Source organism: Microbacterium sp. zg.Y1084 (genome assembly GCF_024623595.1).
Taxonomy (GTDB): Bacteria; Actinomycetota; Actinomycetes; order Actinomycetales; family Microbacteriaceae; genus Microbacterium; species Microbacterium wangruii.
Window position 1 is genome coordinate 325247 of record NZ_JANJGV010000002.1, and the last position, 14758, is coordinate 340004.

Consider the following 14758-nt stretch of genomic DNA (forward strand, 5'->3'; position numbering starts at 1 on the left):
CCCTCCCCGTCGGGACAGGAATGCGAGGCGCGCGGGGGTCGTTGCCTTGGGTACCCCTAGGGGGTATGCGGCCAACCCAGGGAGTTCCCGGGCCGCTTCTCACAGGGAGATGCCCGATCTACTCTCGCCCTATCGGGGAGGACCTCATGAGCGACCCGCACGCGGAGCACCACACCGTCGATCACCAGCACGAGCGCGCCGGCGACCACAGCGCGCACGCGCACGCGGGGCATGACGCGCACGCGGGGCATGGCGCGCACGGCGGCCACGTCGGCCATGCCGGTCACGTGGGGCGGTTCCGCCGGCTGTTCTGGATCAATCTCGTGCTCGCCGTCCCGGTGGTCGCGTTCTCCGGCATGTTCGCGATGCTGCTCGGCTACTCGCTTCCGCAGTTCCCGGGGGCCGCCCTGGTCGCCCCCGTCGTCGGCACGGTCATGTACGCGTGGGGCGGCCGGCCCTTCCTCACGGGCGCGGTCGATGAGATCCAGAGCCGCAAGCCGGGGATGATGCTGCTCATCGCCCTGGCCATCACCGTCGCCTTCGTCGCGTCGTGGGGCGCCAGTCTCGGCGTGCTCGATCACCGGCTCGAGTTCTGGTGGGAGCTCGCCCTGCTCATCGTCATCATGCTGCTGGGGCACTGGGTCGAGATGCGTTCGCTCGCCCAGACGACCTCGGCGCTCGACGCCCTCGCGGCGTTGCTGCCGGACGAGGCCGAGCGTGTCGAGGGCGATCGCATCGTCTCGGTCGCGCCCGCTCAGTTGCGGGTGGGTGATGTCGTGGTCGTTCGCCCGGGCGGCAGCGTGCCCGCCGACGGCGAGATCGTCAGCGGCCGCGCCGACATGGATGAGTCGATGGTCACCGGCGAATCCCGTCCCGTCTCCCGGGGAGTCGGCCAGGCGGTCACCGCCGGCACGGTCGCCACGGACTCCGGGCTGCGCGTGCGGGTCACCGCCACCGGAGCCGATACCGCACTCGCCGGCATCCAGCGGCTCGTCGCCGACGCGCAGAACTCGACCTCGCGCGCGCAGCGTCTGGCCGACCGGGCTGCCGGGTGGCTGTTCTGGTTCGCGCTGGGCGCCGCGGTGGTCACCGCGACCGTGTGGAGCCTTCTCGGCGACCCCGACGCCGCGGTGGTGCGCACGATCACCGTCCTCGTGATCGCGTGCCCCCATGCCCTGGGGCTGGCGATCCCGCTGGTGGTGTCCATCGCGACCGAGCGCGCCGCCCGCGGGGGAGTGCTGGTGAAGGACCGTCTCGCGCTGGAGAGCATGCGCACGGTCGACGTCGTGCTGTTCGACAAGACCGGCACGCTCACCGAGGGGGCGCCCGTCCTCACCGCGGTCGCACCGGTGGACGGACGCTCCGCCGATGACGTGCTGGCGCTCGCTGCGGCGGCAGAGGCGGATAGCGAGCATCCCCTCGCCCGCGCGATCGTGCGGGCGGCCCGTGAGCGGGCACTGTCGCTCCCAGCTGCCACGGCCTTCTCGTCGACGCCCGCGGTGGGCGTCACCGCCACCGTGCGCGCCCGCGAGGTGCGGGTGGGCGGGCCGCGGCTGCTCGAGACGATCGGGGCGGCGGAGGTGGATGCCGCACACTCCTGGCGCGACGCGGGAGCGATCATCCTGCATGTCGTGGAGGACGGCACCGTCGTCGGCGGGCTCGCGCTCGCTGACGAAGTGCGCCCTCCGTCGCTCGATGCCGTCAGAGCACTGCACGCCCTCGGCGTCGAGGTGATCATGATCACGGGCGATGCCGAGGCGGTCGCTCGCACGGTGGGCGACGAGGTGGGCGTCGACCGCGTCTTCGCCGGCGTGCGTCCCGAGCAGAAGGCGGCGACGATCGCCGCGCTGCAGGCGGAGGGCAAGAGGGTCGCGATGGTCGGCGACGGGGTCAACGACGCACCGGCCCTGGCCCAAGCCGACGTCGGCATCGCGATCGGCGCAGGCACGGATGTCGCCATCGCGTCGGCAGGCGTCATCCTCGCGGGCGATGATCCTCGCTCGGTGGTTTCGGTCATCGAGCTGTCGCGGGCGAGCTACCGCAAGATGACGCAGAACCTCTGGTGGGCGGCGGGGTACAACCTGATCTCGGTCCCGCTGGCGGCCGGCATCCTGGCCCCCATCGGCTTCGTACTGCCGATGTCGGTCGGCGCAGTGCTGATGTCGCTGTCGACCGTGGTCGTGGCTCTCAACGCCCAATTGCTGCGGCGACTCGACCTCTCGCCGGAGAAGAGCACGCAGGCCGTCCTGTCAGGCCGTTCAGGTCCGCTCGCTACGGTGAGCGGATGAGCACGCACATCGCAGCCGAGCCGGGCCAGGTCGCCCCCATCCTGCTGTTCCCGGGCGACCCGCTGCGGGCGAAGTGGATCGCCGAGACCTTTCTCACCGACGCCGAGCTCTACTCGCAGACCCGTGGCATGCTCGGCTTCACCGGCACGTGGGAGGGCCATCGCATCTCGGTGCAGGGGTCGGGGATGGGCCAGCCGTCGATGGCGATCTACGCCAACGAACTCATGGAGTCCTACGGCGTGCAGACCATCGTTCGCGTGGGATCCTGCGGAGCGTTGACCGAGCGCGTCGCCCTGCGTGACATCATCATCGCCAACGGGGCCAGCACCGACTCCGCGATCAACCGCGTGCGCTTCCACGGACTCGACTATGCGCCCGTCGCGGACTTCGGGCTGCTGCGGGCCGCCGTCGCGGCGAGCGAGGCCGAGCCGCCGGCCTCCGCCGTGCACGTGGGTCCGTTGTTCTCGAGCGACCAGTTCTACACCACCCGTGCCGAGCTCACCGACCCGCTGGTGCGCCACGGCGTTCTCGCGGTCGAGATGGAGACGAGCGGGCTGTACACCCTCGCCGCGTACTACGGCCGACGTGCTCTGAGCATCTGCACAGTGTCGGACCACCTCGTCACGGGCGAGGAGACCACCGCCCAGGAGCGCGAGCAGACCTTCGGCGACATGATCCGCATCGCCCTGAGGGCCGCAACCAGCTGAGGGGCGCCTCACGGCAGGGTTCGCGGCGTCGCTTCCTCCACAGGCGGATGCCGGGAGGAGTTCTCCACAATCCAGGGTTAGCCTGGGGTTTTCGCCTCCCCAATGTCGGTGGCCCTCGTCACAATTGTGGGTATGACCAGCCGAGCGCCAGCCACGACAAGACGCGATACGCGGTCGCGTGGCGCGGTGTTGGGGGAGTTGTCGCGCACCCGCGCGCGCATCGCGGCACTGCAGGCGCAGGAGCTCACGCTGCTGGCGCGGGCGGACGCGATCGCCGCGGAGCAGACCGCGCGGGTGCCGTCCAGTGCCGGCCGGGAGCGGGAGATGCCGCTGCGCGAGATGGCGGCGGAAGTCGCCGCGGTGATGCGACGGTCAGACCGCGTGATGCAGCAGCGCCTGCACGACGCCACCGTTCTGGTGACCGGCTTCGCTGCGACCGTCGGCGCCTTGCGCTCCGGGGCGATCGACACGGCGCACGTGCGGATCATTCAGGATGCCGGCGCGCGCATCACCGACCCCGATGCGCGCGCCCGGTTCGAGCAGGCCGCGCTCGTGGTCTGCGAGCGGGAGACACCCGGACGGGCGAAGCCGATCATCGCGATGATCGCGCAGAAGCTGCACCCCGTGCCACTGGCGAAGCGTCATGCCGAGGCGGTCGCGGAGCGTCGGGTGTGGGTGCGCGATCTGGATGACGGGATGGCGGAGCTCGCGGCAGTGCTCCCGGCGGTGCTGGCGTACGCGATCCGCGACCGACTCACCCAGCACGCCCGCGAGGTCGCCGCCGCACGCGGCGCGGCGGCGTCGGCGAAGCGTGGGGAGGGCGGTCCTGCGGCCATAGCGCCTGTCCGGAATGCACCCGCGGAGAGCGAGCCGGTGACCCCGGAGTCTGGCGGCAACGCCCCGGCGGCCTCCGACCCGACGGGCACCGACGGTGGCGGAGCCACTGAGCCGAGCGGTTCCGGGGTGCCGGACAGCCGCACCACCGACCAGGTGCGGGCAGATGTGTTCACCGATCTGCTGCTCACCGGCCACGCCGGCGTATCGGCCTCATGTGCCTCCATCCCGGCCGGCAAGGCGATCACCGCGCATGTGCAGATCGTCATCCCCGACAGCACCCTCACCGGCACCGGGACCGCACCGGCCGAACTCGTCGGGTACGGACCCATCGACCCCGAGACCGCTCGTCGGCTCGCCGCCCGCGCGGCGATCTGGGAACGCGTCTTCCTCTCGCCGACCACCGGCGCGGTGCACCAGGTCGATGCCTACCGGCCGACCACAGCGCAGCGAAGACATCTCGATGCACGGGACGAGCACTGCCGATTCCCCGGCTGTCGAAGGACCGCCCACCACTGCGACCACGACCACACGGTCGACCATGCCCGCGGCGGGCCGACGGCCCTGACGAATCTCGCCAACCTGTGCACGCGACACCACACCCTCAAACATGCCAGTGCATGGAGCGTCACCCAGTCCCGGGACGGCACCCTGCAGTGGGTCAGTCCCACCGGAGAGACCTATCCCGACATCCCGCGGCGCGTACTCGAGTTCAGCGCCCTGCAGGTCGCAGCCGAAGCCGCGCCGTTCTGACCGCCGATCGGCCGCCCGCCTCCGCTCGCCACCGACGAAGCGACGCGGCAGGCGCGCACAGTAGGGTCGCCTGGTGCGGGAGTGTCAGAGGGAACTGCGGGTCGCCGACGGAACGGTCATCGCCTACTGCGTGATCGGTGGTGACAGCCCGACGGTGGTCATCCTGCACGGCCTGGCCGGAAGCGGCCGCGAGTTCCTACCGACGGCACACGCACTGGCACTGGCGGGGCGCAGGGTGATCCTGATCGACCAGCGAGGGCACGGCGGCAGCACCACGATTCCCGTCGACACCTCACGCCGCGCCTTCGTGGACGACGTGATCCAGGTGATCGATGCCGAGGCCACCGGCCCGGTGGACCTCGTCGGGCAGTCGATGGGCGCGCACACCGCGATGCTCGTCGCCGCGACTCGTCCCGATCTCGTACGCAGGCTGGTTCTTCTCGAAGGGAACCAGGGGAGTGGTGATGACGCCGAGGCGGCATCCCTCGGGGCGTTCTTCCGATCGTGGGCGACACCTTACGCATCACCCGATGCCGCGTTGACCGCTCTGGGCGACAGCGCGTTGACCCGGGCATGGATCGCCGACATGGATGTCCGTGCCGACGGACTGCACCCGCGATTCGACCCGGACGTGATGACTGCGATCCTCGAGACGGTGGCCGTACCGCACTGGGAGGAGTGGCAGCGGGTCGCCGCTCCCACTCTCGCCGTCTACGCGGCTCACGGGATGTTCACCGAAGCGCAGAAGCAGCAGTTCGTCGGACGCGGCCGGTACGCGACAAGGGTCGACCTCGCCTCGGGATCCCATGATGCGCACCTCGACGCATTCGACGAGTGGATCGCTGTACTCGGTGCGTTCATCGAAGAGGCCCGCTGAGCCGGGTGCGCGTCGGCAGCGCGCCGGGCGTGCGCGATGCCAGGGGTGGCATCGCCGATCAAGGCAACCTACGTTGGGGAGCGGTGACATGGCAGCCCGCCACTCACAGCCCGTGCGAGGAAGGATCGACGATGACGGATCAGCACCGCAACCGGCTCCTCTTCGCCACGACGCTCATGCTCCTCGGGCTGGGACTGGGTTCCGCACAGGCGTCGTCATCGCCGGGCGAGGCCGTCGTGATCTTCGGGGTGGGGGCCACCGCACCCGCGCTCGTCATCGCACTCCTCGCCTACGTCTGGACGGTGAACGACCGCGAAGACCGCGCGCGACGCGGCGTCGGCACCACCGGGTGGCTGCAGCCCCCTCCACGCGAACGATAGAACGACGGCACCGCGGCGGACGAGCGGTCGCTATCGTGGCGCCATGGCATCGGTGACGGATTGGATCTCGAGCATCGGCTCCCTCGTGGGCGCACTGACCGGCGTCGGCGCGCTGATCGTCGCCGTCCTCAGCTATCGAAGGTCCAGCAGTGCGCTCGCCGCCGACGCGCAGACCAGGGGAGCGGTGACCTCGACGCTCGACGCCGTCGAGGCGCTTGGGCGCACAGAGACCGCGATGCCCACAGCGCCTGACGACCACCCGTCCGTCGGCAGCGCGCAGTACAGGAAGGTGCGCAGTCATGACGAATACGCGTCTGCTCTGCACGACGCCCGCCGACAGCTCGAAGCGCTCTAGCGCCCGCGGCGTCTCAGCGCTCGTCCGCGTCCGGGCCGGCTCGATCAGCACGGGAGGCGATGACGCGGTCGCGCCACCCCCGCCAGGCGCCGGTCGACCAGAGCGCCCAGATGACGAGCAGCGGTTGGAACAGCAGACGGATGCCACGGGAGAGATCGGTGTCCAGCCCGAAGGCATCCGTACCGCTGACAAACTGTTCGATGTTGCCCGGGAAGATCGCAACGAAGAACGCCGCGGTGAGCCATCCGATCAGCACACGCTGCCCCGCCCACAGCAGCAGTGCGAGACCGAGCGCGATCTCGACGGCACCGGATGCGAGCACCACGAGGTCGACCGGGAGGGGCAGCCACGCGGGCACCTGCGCGACGAACGCCGCGCGAGCGAAGGTGAGATGGCCTACGCCGGTGAACAGGAGGAAGGCGCCCAGCATCCACCGGCCGATCCTGCGCGGGACGGTGTCGGCCGAGCTGTCCGCGGCGCGTGAGGAGGAGCGATCCTCGTCACGACCCGCGGCGCTCATACCGTCGCCTCATGATCTCGTCGGTGCACGATGAGAGCGGCGCACAGTGAAAGCCCGCGCCGTCGTGCGGCAACCCAGGGGGTCAAGAACGCAACGGATGCACGGCGACGAGGCATGGTGTCACCGTAGCGAACACCGCCTCGACTGACGACCCGCCCAGCGTTTGGGGGAGTGTCCTCGCTGCTCTCTTGTCGCCCGCTGCGGCGGACGCGCGCCGCTGCCTTGACGAGCAAGTTTCAGGTGGTCCAGAGTCTGGCCATGAGCACGTCGTCGAGGTCGGGTTGGGAGACGTTCTCGCTGGTCGTGCTCCTCGGGCAGTTGGGGGCCGGCGTGTGGGGGGTGGTTCTCCTCGCACAGGGCGTTGAGATCGCCCCCGGTCTGTTCGCAATGCTGGGGTTCTTCGTCTTGATCACTGCGGGGAGCTGGCTGGCCCATCGCAGCGATCGCCGGAAGAGTCAGCCGCCGGGGGAGAGGAGCGCCAGCCCGCTGCATCCCGACGCAGATTCCTCCATCAACGTCGATCCGTCGAGCGATAGGGAAGCGGCCACCGGATGACGCGTTTCGACCAGCGGCATTCCTCGGCCCAGCCGATGGTAGCCACGACGGCGGGAGTGCTGATCATGACGCCGCTCGCGCTTGTCGCGGTCGGTATGATCTGGTGGATCGCCGTGCCGGTGGGGCCGGAGGTGTGTTCTCTGGTCTTGCCCGGCCCACGAAACTGCTTCACCCATGATCGGCTGGTCGCTGCCACGGTGTGGACTGTCGTGATCGCACTCGCGTATCTCGCCGCGATCGTCGCGACCGTGCTGTCGCCTCACCGGCGGTTGTGGTTCGTCGGCGCAGGGATCGTTCTTATGCTGCTGGTGGGTGCTGCGGGGTTCGTTGCTGCCGCCTGGATCCCCACACTCGCGTGAGAGGCGGAGCCAAGCTTCCGCACAGCGCAGCTGTCAGCTTTCGGATTCGCTCGGGGGTCATCACTCGGCGGGGCAGAGGCGGAAGGGGAGCCACTGCGGTCCTGCACGCTTGAATTGACATAATGTGCATTATCGGTGCCCGCGTGATCTACGGAAGGAGCGGCATCTCCCGCTGGGCTTCGCTCGTCGGCATCCGTCAGATCGCTGCGACGGACGTGAGGAACGGCAGGTCAAGCGTCCCGGGTTCCGTCACCGCGACGTAGACGAGGCCGGCGAGTACGGCGACGTTGATCAGTACCGTGAACCAGAACACACGCCTGAAGGAACGCTTGCGCGTCTTGTGCCGGAAGACCTGCTGCGCAATCAGAGATCCCGGCCAGCCGCCGACGAGACCGACCGTGAGAAGTGCCTGCTCCGAAACGCGCCGACGGCCTGCCTTCGCCGCCGACTTATCGACTCCGTAGGCGGCGAAGCTCCAGGCGCTCATCACGAGGTAGAGCGCAGGGATCCACAGCGGGAGGTCGGCCGCAAAATACGCAACCGTGAACGCGGTCGCGAAAACGCAGAGGACTGTCCAGCTCAGCGAGGAAGGAAGCGGCTTGGACATGTCGCGGGCACGCGGACCGGCGACGTCGGGTCGTCTCGTTCGGGTTGAGCCGGTGGTCACGTGCTCGAGTCTAGGCAGACGAGCCACTCGTTATTCACCCGCTGCATGCCTCGTGACACCTCAGAAGCGATCCGTGAGCGCCCTTCAGAGCTCTGCTGGTGGGCGGAGGGCGCGAAGGTACCAGCGCCTGGCGTGCCGTGTGTCGGCGGCGTGGATGTCTCTCTTGTCCGCGCACGCCGTCCGCCGCACGATGTTCCCATCCACGCGAGGAGGCTGGCCATGGCGACGACGCACGAGATCAAGCCGCTCACCCTCGAGACCTACCCGGCGTGGCTGGCGCTGGCCGAGAAACACAACGGCGTCTGGGGCGGCTGCTGGTGCTCGTACTTCCACGGCGACACCGACGCGACGGTCAAGAACGACTACGACGGCCCCACGTTCAAACGCCGGCTGATCGAAGAAGGCGTCGCACACGCGGCGCTGGTGTTCGACGGCGACGACGCGATCGCGTGGTGTCAGTACGGCAGCCCGGACGAGCTGCCGGGCATCTACCACCGCAAGCAGTACGACGCCGGCGAGACGCGCCCCGCCCCGTGGCGCATCACGTGCTTCTTCGTCGACCGCGACCATCGCCGCGGAGGCGTCGCGCGCGAGGCGCTCGACGGCGCGCTGGGCCTGATCGCCCAGGCGGGCGGCGGCGAGGTCGTCTCCTTCCCCAACGAGCTTCCGCCGGGCAAGCGCACGTCGTCATCGTTTCTTCACAATGGAACGCGCGCGATGTTCGAGAAGGCCGGCTTCACCTTCGAGCGCCACATCGGCAAGAGCAAGACGGTGATGCGCAAGACGATCCCTGCCGCGTCGGCCTGACGCGCCGACGCCCGCGCTGGACGCGGTCAGTCCTTCGCACTCCGCGAACGCCGGGCGAAGAGTTCCGGTTCGTCGTCGGCAGCGTCATCCTGATCGGCGGCCTGCACCGCGATCGGTGGCACGCCGAGAAAGAGTGCGACGAACCGGCCCCACCAGCTCGAGTCGCCAGAGGTCTTCTTCGGCATGACCGCTCCTCCATCGCTGCGTGACTGCACGCTACCAGGCGCGCAAGGCCCGCCATGATCGCCCGGACCCCTAGGCTCAGAGGGTGCTGGATGTCGCCACCGGATTCGTCGTCATCGGAGTGGCGATCCTCGTCGGCTACATCATCGGCCGCATCGACCTGCTCGGCCCGCACGGTCGGCACGTGCTCAACCGGCTCACGTTCTTCGTGCTCTCCCCATTCCTGCTGTTCGTGGTGCTCTCGCAGGCCGACGTGCAGACGCTGTTCTCGGCGCTGCTGCCGGTGTCCGCCATCGCGGCGGTCGTCGTGATCGGGGTGCAGTGGCTCTTGGCGCGGTTCGTCTGGCGGCGGTCGACGGCCGAGGCGACGATCTCAGGCCTGTCGGCGGGCCAGGTCAACTCCAACAACATGGGCATCCCGCTGTCGCTGTATCTGCTCGGCAGCGCCGCCTTCCCCGCTCCCGTTATCCTGCTGCAGCTCATCGTCTTCACCCCGATCTCCCTGGCGATCCTGGATGCCGCGACCTCGGGCCAGCGCTCCATCCGCCGCATCTTCAAGCGCACAGCGACCAACCCGATCGTCGTCGGATCGGTCCTCGGAGCCGTCGTCTCGCTCACCGGACTGCCGCTGCCGACGATCGTGCTCGACCCCCTCCAGCTGATCGCCAACGCGTGCGTGCCCGTGCTGCTCATCGGCTACGGCATGTCACTGCACGGCCAGCGCGTGCTCGATGACCCACTGCGGCGTGCCGAGGTCGCCTCGGCCACCATGCTGAAGCTCGTCGCCATGCCGATGATCGCGTGGGCGGTGGGGGCGTTCCTCTTCCACCTCTCCCCCGGCGATCTGCTCGTCGTGACGGTGCTGGCGGCACTTCCCACGGCGCAGAACATCTTCACGTACTCCCAGCACTACGGCGTCGCCGAGGCGGTCTCCCGCGACACCATCCTGCTCACCACGGTGGGGTGCGTCCCGGTGCTGCTGGTCGTCATGGCTGTTCTCGGGTGACCGCTCCCCCGCGCGCCTCCCGTGAAGAATGGCCGGTCACGGGTCTAGAATGACCGCGTCCTCACAGAAACTTCTCAGAAAGGACGCACCATGACCCTCTCCTCACCCATCGACCGGCCGGTGCTCAACGGCATCCGCACAGCGCTCGGCATCAGCGGAGTGCTGGCTCTCCTTGTCGGCATCCTGATCCTGGTGTGGCCGGGTCGCACGGCGATGGTCGTGGTGGCGATCGTCGCGATCTACGCGATCGCAGCCGGACTCGTCTACGCCGGCCTCGGCATCTTCAGCGCTCAGAAGGGCGGATGGGCCCGCGTCGGTCACATCGTGCTCGGTGTGCTGTTCATCGTCGCCGGCATCGTCGCCTTCATCAACCTGCCCGCCGCCACCGCCTGGTTCGGCGTGTTCGTCGGAGTGCTCGTGGGCGTGATGTGGATCGTCGAGGGCATCGTCTCCCTCTCACTGCTGGACCTGTCGCCCTCGCGGGGCTGGACCATCGCCTACGCGATCCTGTCGATCATCGCCGGCATCGTGCTGCTGTTCGCCCCGCTCTGGGGCGCGGCCACGCTGTGGCTGCTCCTGGGGATCTCGGCCGTCGTGCTGGGCATCGTGCAGATCGTCCGCGCTTTCACCTTCGGCAAGTAGCCGCCACGAGGGGTCCCGGATCGTCTCCGGGGCCCCTCGTCACATCGGCATCAGCCGGCGAAGTCGGTGCGCCACAGCTGTCCGACGTCGCGATTGGCATCGAGATCCGAACGCGAGGTCGCGAAGACGGCGAACCCACCGTCCGGCGCGAGAGCGGGCCGGCCCACCGAGACGAGCGTGTCGATGTCCTGCGCCCGCACGGGGTCACTCCCCCGCGAACGAGCTGGTGTCGCCCACCAGGCGGGTGTGATCGGCGGGCACCGCGTCGACGGCGGCGCGGGCCACCTCAGCGGCGAACTCCGACACGTTGTAGAGCTTGCCGGCCGACTCCCGCCGCGACGCGATGGCGCCCGGGTTCGCCCGCTCGAGGAGCGTTGCGGTGATCGTGCCTTCGATCATGTCGCCGGACACCACGACGAACTCGATGCCCTTCGCCTCGAGCTCGCCGATACGCTCGCGCAGGGCATCCTCGCCGGCGCGCTTGGACAGCGCCACGACCTCGTATTCCGGCATGGTCGGGGTGGTGCGGATGAAGTGGGCCTGGTGGCTGGTCACGAAGACGACCCGGGAACCGGCGTGCAGCAGCGGCAGCGCGGCCTCCAGAACGCCGACCTGGGCGTCGCGGTTGAGCGTGAGCGCGTAATCCTCGGCCATTCCCGATTCCATGCCTCCCGAGGCATTGAGCACGAGGATGTCGAGTCCGCCGAAGACGCGCTCGACCTCCGCGAACATCGCCGCGACGGCGTCGCGGTCGGTGAGGTCCGCACCGACGACCAGCACCTCCACGCCGAGCTCGCGCAGCTGGGCGGCGAGCTTCTCGGCCCGGGGGGCCTTGTTGCGGAAGTTGATGACGACGTTCGCGCCGGCTTCGGCGAGGTAGCGCACGGTGTCGGCGCCGATGCCGCGGGACGAGCCGGTGACGAGGGCCGTCTTGCCGCTGAGCGAGCCGGAAGGCAGGGTCTGGGACATGGGTGCGGGCACTCCTTCTCGGGGTCCCGGAACGGGCGTCGCCGGGAAGGCGAGCCTATCAAGCGCCGGGGCACTCCCCCGGTGTTAGTGTTCCCTGAAGGACCGACGGAGGAACCGCCATGCTGCCCGATCTGACCCAGTACATCTGGATCGCCTGGCTGGTGCTCGCCCTCCTCTTCGTCATCATCGAGCTGCTCACCCTCGAGTTCACGTTCCTCATGCTCGCCGCCGGCGCGACCATCGGCGGATTGGGCGTGTATCTCTTCGGCGGACCGTGGTGGCTGCAGATCGTCGTCGCCGCCGCGGTGGCCGGGCTCCTCCTCTTCACGATCCGCCCGCTGCTGCTGCGCACGCTGCACCGCGGGCAGGAGCCCGCCCGCACCAACGTCGATGCGCTTTACGGCATGAGCGCCCGCGTGGTCGCGCCGTTCGTCGACGATCGCGGCTCGGTCCGGCTCGACAACGGGGAGACCTGGACGGCCCGGCTGCTCCCGGAAACGCCCGACGTCGCGGTCGGCGACCGCGTGCAGGTGGTCGCCGTGCGCGGTTCGCTCGTAGAAGTCGCCCCCGCTCCCACACGAGAAAGGACGTCGGACGATGGTTGATGCCGGCGCGTTCATCGGTCAGATCTTCGTGATCGTCCTGCTGGTGGTGCTCGCGATCTTCGTGATCGTGGTCATCTTCCGGTCGATCCGCATCATCCCGCAGGCCTACACCGGCGTCGTGGAGCGGCTGGGCCGCTACCAGCGCACGCTCAGCCCGGGCCTCAACCTGCTCGTCCCCTTCATCGACCGCGTGCGGCCGTTGGTGGACATGCGGGAGCAGGTGGTCTCATTCCCGCCGCAGCCGGTGATCACCGAGGACAACCTCGTCGTCTCCATCGACACCGTCGTCTACTTCCAGGTCACCGACGCCCGCGCCGCCACGTACGAGATCGCCAACTACCTCAGCGCCGTCGAGCAGCTGACGACCACCACCCTGCGCAACGTCGTCGGCGGTCTCAACCTCGAACAGGCGCTCACCAGCCGCGACAACATCAACGGCCAGCTGCGCGTCGTGCTCGATGAGGCGACGGGCAAGTGGGGGCTGCGCGTCTCCCGCGTGGAGCTGAAGGCCATCGACCCGCCCGTGTCCATCCAGGACTCCATGGAGAAGCAGATGCGCGCCGAGCGCGAGCGTCGCGCGACGATCCTCACCGCCGAGGGCTCCAAGCAGGCGCAGATCCTCGAAGCCGAGGGACGCCGCCAGGGCGAGATCCTGCGCGCCGAAGGCGACAAGCAGGCCGCCGTGCTGCGCGCACAGGGCGAGGCGGAGGCGATCGAGACGGTGTTCCAGGCGATCCACAACGGCAACCCCGACGAGAAGCTGCTGGCCTACCAGTACCTGCAGACGCTGCCGAAGATCGCCGACGGCACCTCCAACAAGATGTGGATCATCCCGAGCGAATTCACCGAGGCGCTCAAGGGCGTGAGCGGCGCGTTCGGCGCGCAGGCGAAGGACGCCGCCGCTGCGGCGGAGACGCTCCGCACGCGCGCCACCCGTCCCACTGCGCCGTGACCCACCCCTGGTTCGCACCCCGCGCGCCGCGGGTGCTCGCCCACCGCGGGTTCGTGCCGCCTGACGCCGAAGACATCGCCGAGAACAGCTTCGCCGCCGTGGCCGCAGCCCATGCCGCCGGCGCGGCGTACGTCGAGTCGGACTGTCACCTCACCGCCGACGGCGAGGTGGTGCTGTTCCACGACGAGGACCTCAGCCGTGTGACCGGGGATCCCCGCGCGGTCGCCGCGGTCACCCACCGGGAGCTCGACAGACTCATGACGTCGCGCGGCGGGCTGATCACGCTGCGTCAGGCGCTCGAGACCTTCCCCGACGTGCGGTTCAACCTCGACGTGAAAGCGGATGCCGCCGCGTTGCCGGTGGGGCGGATCGTGGCATCCCACGCCGACCGCGTGCTGCTCACAAGCTTCTCCGACACCCGTCGACGCGCCGCGCTGGAAGCCGCTGATCGCTTCGCGCACGGCACGCGCCCTGCCACCTCTGCAGGCACAGCGACGATGCGTCGCGTGGTGGCGGCCGTGGCCGCGCGGTCGCCGTGGGCGGTGCGCCGGGCGCTCGAGGGTGTGGACGCCCTGCAGGTCCCGGAGCGCCACCGCGGGGTGCGGATCGTCTCGCCCCGCCTGATCGACGCCGCCCATCGCGCGGGCACGGAAGTGCACGTGTGGACCGTGAACAACCCCGACGACATGACGCGCCTGCTCGACATGGGCGTCGACGGCATCGTGACCGACCGGGCGGATCTCGCCCTGCGCGTCACCGCCCCGCGGCGCCGCTGAAGGGTCGACGACCACCGCTTCGTGGCCTCGACGTCGAGGCCTGGGGATCGGCTGTGAATGCCCATCGCTCCGCCGTGGTTCGGAGTATGCGCACAGGTCGCAGCGTTATACCTGAACAGGCGACGAGAGGACCACACAATGGCAGACCGCAGTTTGCGCGGCATCCGGCTCGGCGCGTCCAGCCTACAGAGCGAGGACGGCGTCGTTTTTCATGAGCGGACCACTCACACCTACGTGTGCAACACGTGCGGCCGTGAGACCACCCTTCCCTTTGCGGTCGACGCCGAGGCCCCTGAGACCTGGGAGTGCCGCTACTGCGGCGCCGAGGCCGTGCTGCGGGTCGGCGACAAGACCGTGGAGGTCGACCACAGCGGCGACAAGGTGCCGCGTACGCACTGGGACATGCTCCTGGAGCGTCGCACGATCCCCGAGCTCGAGGAACTGCTCGAGGAGCGGCTGGCCTTCATCCGCGAACGCCGCGGCAACGGCCACGATGCAACGGCCAAGAAGAGCGCCTGACGAC

General features: G+C 69.4%; 20 protein-coding genes. 15 read left to right on the plus strand and 5 right to left on the minus strand.

Going from position 1 to position 14758, the window contains the following annotated elements:
* Window positions 1-146 precede the first annotated feature (146 nt).
* From NQ165_RS02775 to NQ165_RS02800, 6 genes are all read left to right on the plus strand, one after another.
* Complete coding sequence (locus NQ165_RS02775) at window positions 147-2288, plus strand: heavy metal translocating P-type ATPase (RefSeq protein WP_257531067.1); 2142 nt, start codon at window positions 147-149, stop codon at window positions 2286-2288.
* Window positions 2285-2995, plus strand: a complete 711-nt coding sequence (gene deoD / locus NQ165_RS02780) for a purine-nucleoside phosphorylase (protein WP_257531069.1) — start codon at window positions 2285-2287, stop codon at window positions 2993-2995. Before NQ165_RS02775 ends, deoD begins: the two co-directional genes overlap by 4 nt.
* A 186-nt stretch (window positions 2996-3181) precedes the next feature.
* Window positions 3182-4582, plus strand: a complete 1401-nt coding sequence (locus tag NQ165_RS02785) for an HNH endonuclease signature motif containing protein (RefSeq protein WP_257531071.1) — start codon at window positions 3182-3184, stop codon at window positions 4580-4582.
* Between the two features lie 73 nt (window positions 4583-4655).
* Window positions 4656-5459, plus strand: coding sequence for an alpha/beta fold hydrolase (locus tag NQ165_RS02790; protein WP_257531073.1), 804 nt, complete (start codon window positions 4656-4658; stop codon window positions 5457-5459).
* Between the two features lie 131 nt (window positions 5460-5590).
* Window positions 5591-5839 (plus strand): hypothetical protein, encoded by a 249-nt coding sequence (locus NQ165_RS02795; RefSeq protein WP_257531075.1) that lies wholly within the window; start codon window positions 5591-5593, stop codon window positions 5837-5839.
* A 43-nt stretch (window positions 5840-5882) separates the two neighbouring features.
* Window positions 5883-6194, plus strand: coding sequence for a hypothetical protein (locus NQ165_RS02800; RefSeq protein ID WP_257531077.1), 312 nt, complete (start codon window positions 5883-5885; stop codon window positions 6192-6194).
* A 13-nt stretch (window positions 6195-6207) separates the two neighbouring features.
* Here the strand turns inward: NQ165_RS02800 and NQ165_RS02805 are convergent, their stop codons facing one another.
* A complete protein-coding gene (locus tag NQ165_RS02805) occupies window positions 6208-6714 on the minus strand; it encodes a hypothetical protein (RefSeq protein ID WP_374679367.1) in 507 nt (168 codons plus the stop codon).
* 258 nt (window positions 6715-6972) lie between these two features.
* On the opposite strand from NQ165_RS02805, the gene NQ165_RS02810 reads away from it, so the two are divergent.
* On the plus strand, window positions 6973-7269 hold the full coding sequence (locus NQ165_RS02810) for a hypothetical protein (protein WP_257531079.1): 297 nt from the start codon (window positions 6973-6975) through the stop codon (window positions 7267-7269).
* Window positions 7266-7628: a hypothetical protein gene (locus tag NQ165_RS02815; RefSeq protein WP_257531081.1), complete on the plus strand. Its 363-nt coding sequence runs from the start codon at window positions 7266-7268 to the stop codon at window positions 7626-7628. The genes NQ165_RS02810 and NQ165_RS02815 overlap by 4 nt, the downstream gene beginning before the upstream one ends.
* Before the next feature lie 196 nt (window positions 7629-7824).
* On the opposite strand, the gene NQ165_RS02820 is transcribed toward NQ165_RS02815, so the two are convergent.
* The gene (locus NQ165_RS02820) at window positions 7825-8295 is read right to left on the minus strand and encodes a DUF1294 domain-containing protein (protein WP_257531083.1); all 471 of its coding nucleotides are present in this window, start codon (window positions 8293-8295) and stop codon (window positions 7825-7827) included.
* A 219-nt stretch (window positions 8296-8514) separates the two neighbouring features.
* Between NQ165_RS02820 and NQ165_RS02825 the strand changes: the two genes are divergently transcribed.
* Window positions 8515-9102 carry a GNAT family N-acetyltransferase gene (locus NQ165_RS02825; protein WP_257531085.1) on the plus strand — a complete coding sequence of 196 codons (588 nt, stop codon included), beginning with the start codon at window positions 8515-8517 and terminating at the stop codon, window positions 9100-9102.
* A 26-nt stretch (window positions 9103-9128) separates the two neighbouring features.
* Here NQ165_RS02825 and NQ165_RS02830 read toward each other — a convergent pair whose 3' ends face one another.
* Entirely contained in the window at window positions 9129-9287 is a 159-nt protein-coding gene (locus tag NQ165_RS02830) for a hypothetical protein (protein WP_257531086.1), read from the minus strand.
* Between the two features lie 83 nt (window positions 9288-9370).
* On the opposite strand from NQ165_RS02830, the gene NQ165_RS02835 reads away from it, so the two are divergent.
* Together NQ165_RS02835 and NQ165_RS02840 are read left to right on the plus strand one after the other, a co-directional pair.
* A complete protein-coding gene (locus tag NQ165_RS02835; protein ID WP_257531089.1) occupies window positions 9371-10291 on the plus strand; it encodes an AEC family transporter in 921 nt (306 codons plus the stop codon).
* 90 nt (window positions 10292-10381) lie between these two features.
* Complete coding sequence (locus NQ165_RS02840; RefSeq protein ID WP_257531091.1) at window positions 10382-10933, plus strand: HdeD family acid-resistance protein; 552 nt, start codon at window positions 10382-10384, stop codon at window positions 10931-10933.
* A gap of 50 nt (window positions 10934-10983) precedes the next feature.
* Here NQ165_RS02840 and NQ165_RS02845 read toward each other — a convergent pair whose 3' ends face one another.
* Both NQ165_RS02845 and NQ165_RS02850 read right to left on the minus strand, forming a co-directional pair.
* Window positions 10984-11133 (minus strand): hypothetical protein, encoded by a 150-nt coding sequence (locus tag NQ165_RS02845; protein ID WP_257531093.1) that lies wholly within the window; start codon window positions 11131-11133, stop codon window positions 10984-10986.
* 4 nt (window positions 11134-11137) lie between these two features.
* Entirely contained in the window at window positions 11138-11902 is a 765-nt protein-coding gene (locus tag NQ165_RS02850) for an SDR family oxidoreductase (protein WP_257531095.1), read from the minus strand.
* 119 nt (window positions 11903-12021) lie between these two features.
* On the opposite strand from NQ165_RS02850, the gene NQ165_RS02855 reads away from it, so the two are divergent.
* The 4 genes from NQ165_RS02855 (at window position 12022) to NQ165_RS02870 (ending at window position 14754) form a co-directional block, all read left to right on the plus strand.
* Entirely contained in the window at window positions 12022-12507 is a 486-nt protein-coding gene (locus NQ165_RS02855; protein WP_257531097.1) for an NfeD family protein, read from the plus strand.
* Window positions 12500-13459: an SPFH domain-containing protein gene (locus NQ165_RS02860; protein WP_257531099.1), complete on the plus strand. Its 960-nt coding sequence runs from the start codon at window positions 12500-12502 to the stop codon at window positions 13457-13459. Before NQ165_RS02855 ends, NQ165_RS02860 begins: the two co-directional genes overlap by 8 nt.
* Entirely contained in the window at window positions 13456-14235 is a 780-nt protein-coding gene (locus NQ165_RS02865) for a glycerophosphodiester phosphodiesterase family protein (RefSeq protein WP_257531101.1), read from the plus strand. The genes NQ165_RS02860 and NQ165_RS02865 overlap by 4 nt, the downstream gene beginning before the upstream one ends.
* A 138-nt stretch (window positions 14236-14373) precedes the next feature.
* Window positions 14374-14754 carry an RNA polymerase-binding protein RbpA gene (locus tag NQ165_RS02870; RefSeq protein ID WP_257531102.1) on the plus strand — a complete coding sequence of 127 codons (381 nt, stop codon included), beginning with the start codon at window positions 14374-14376 and terminating at the stop codon, window positions 14752-14754.
* The last annotated feature ends 4 nt before the right edge of the window (window positions 14755-14758 follow it).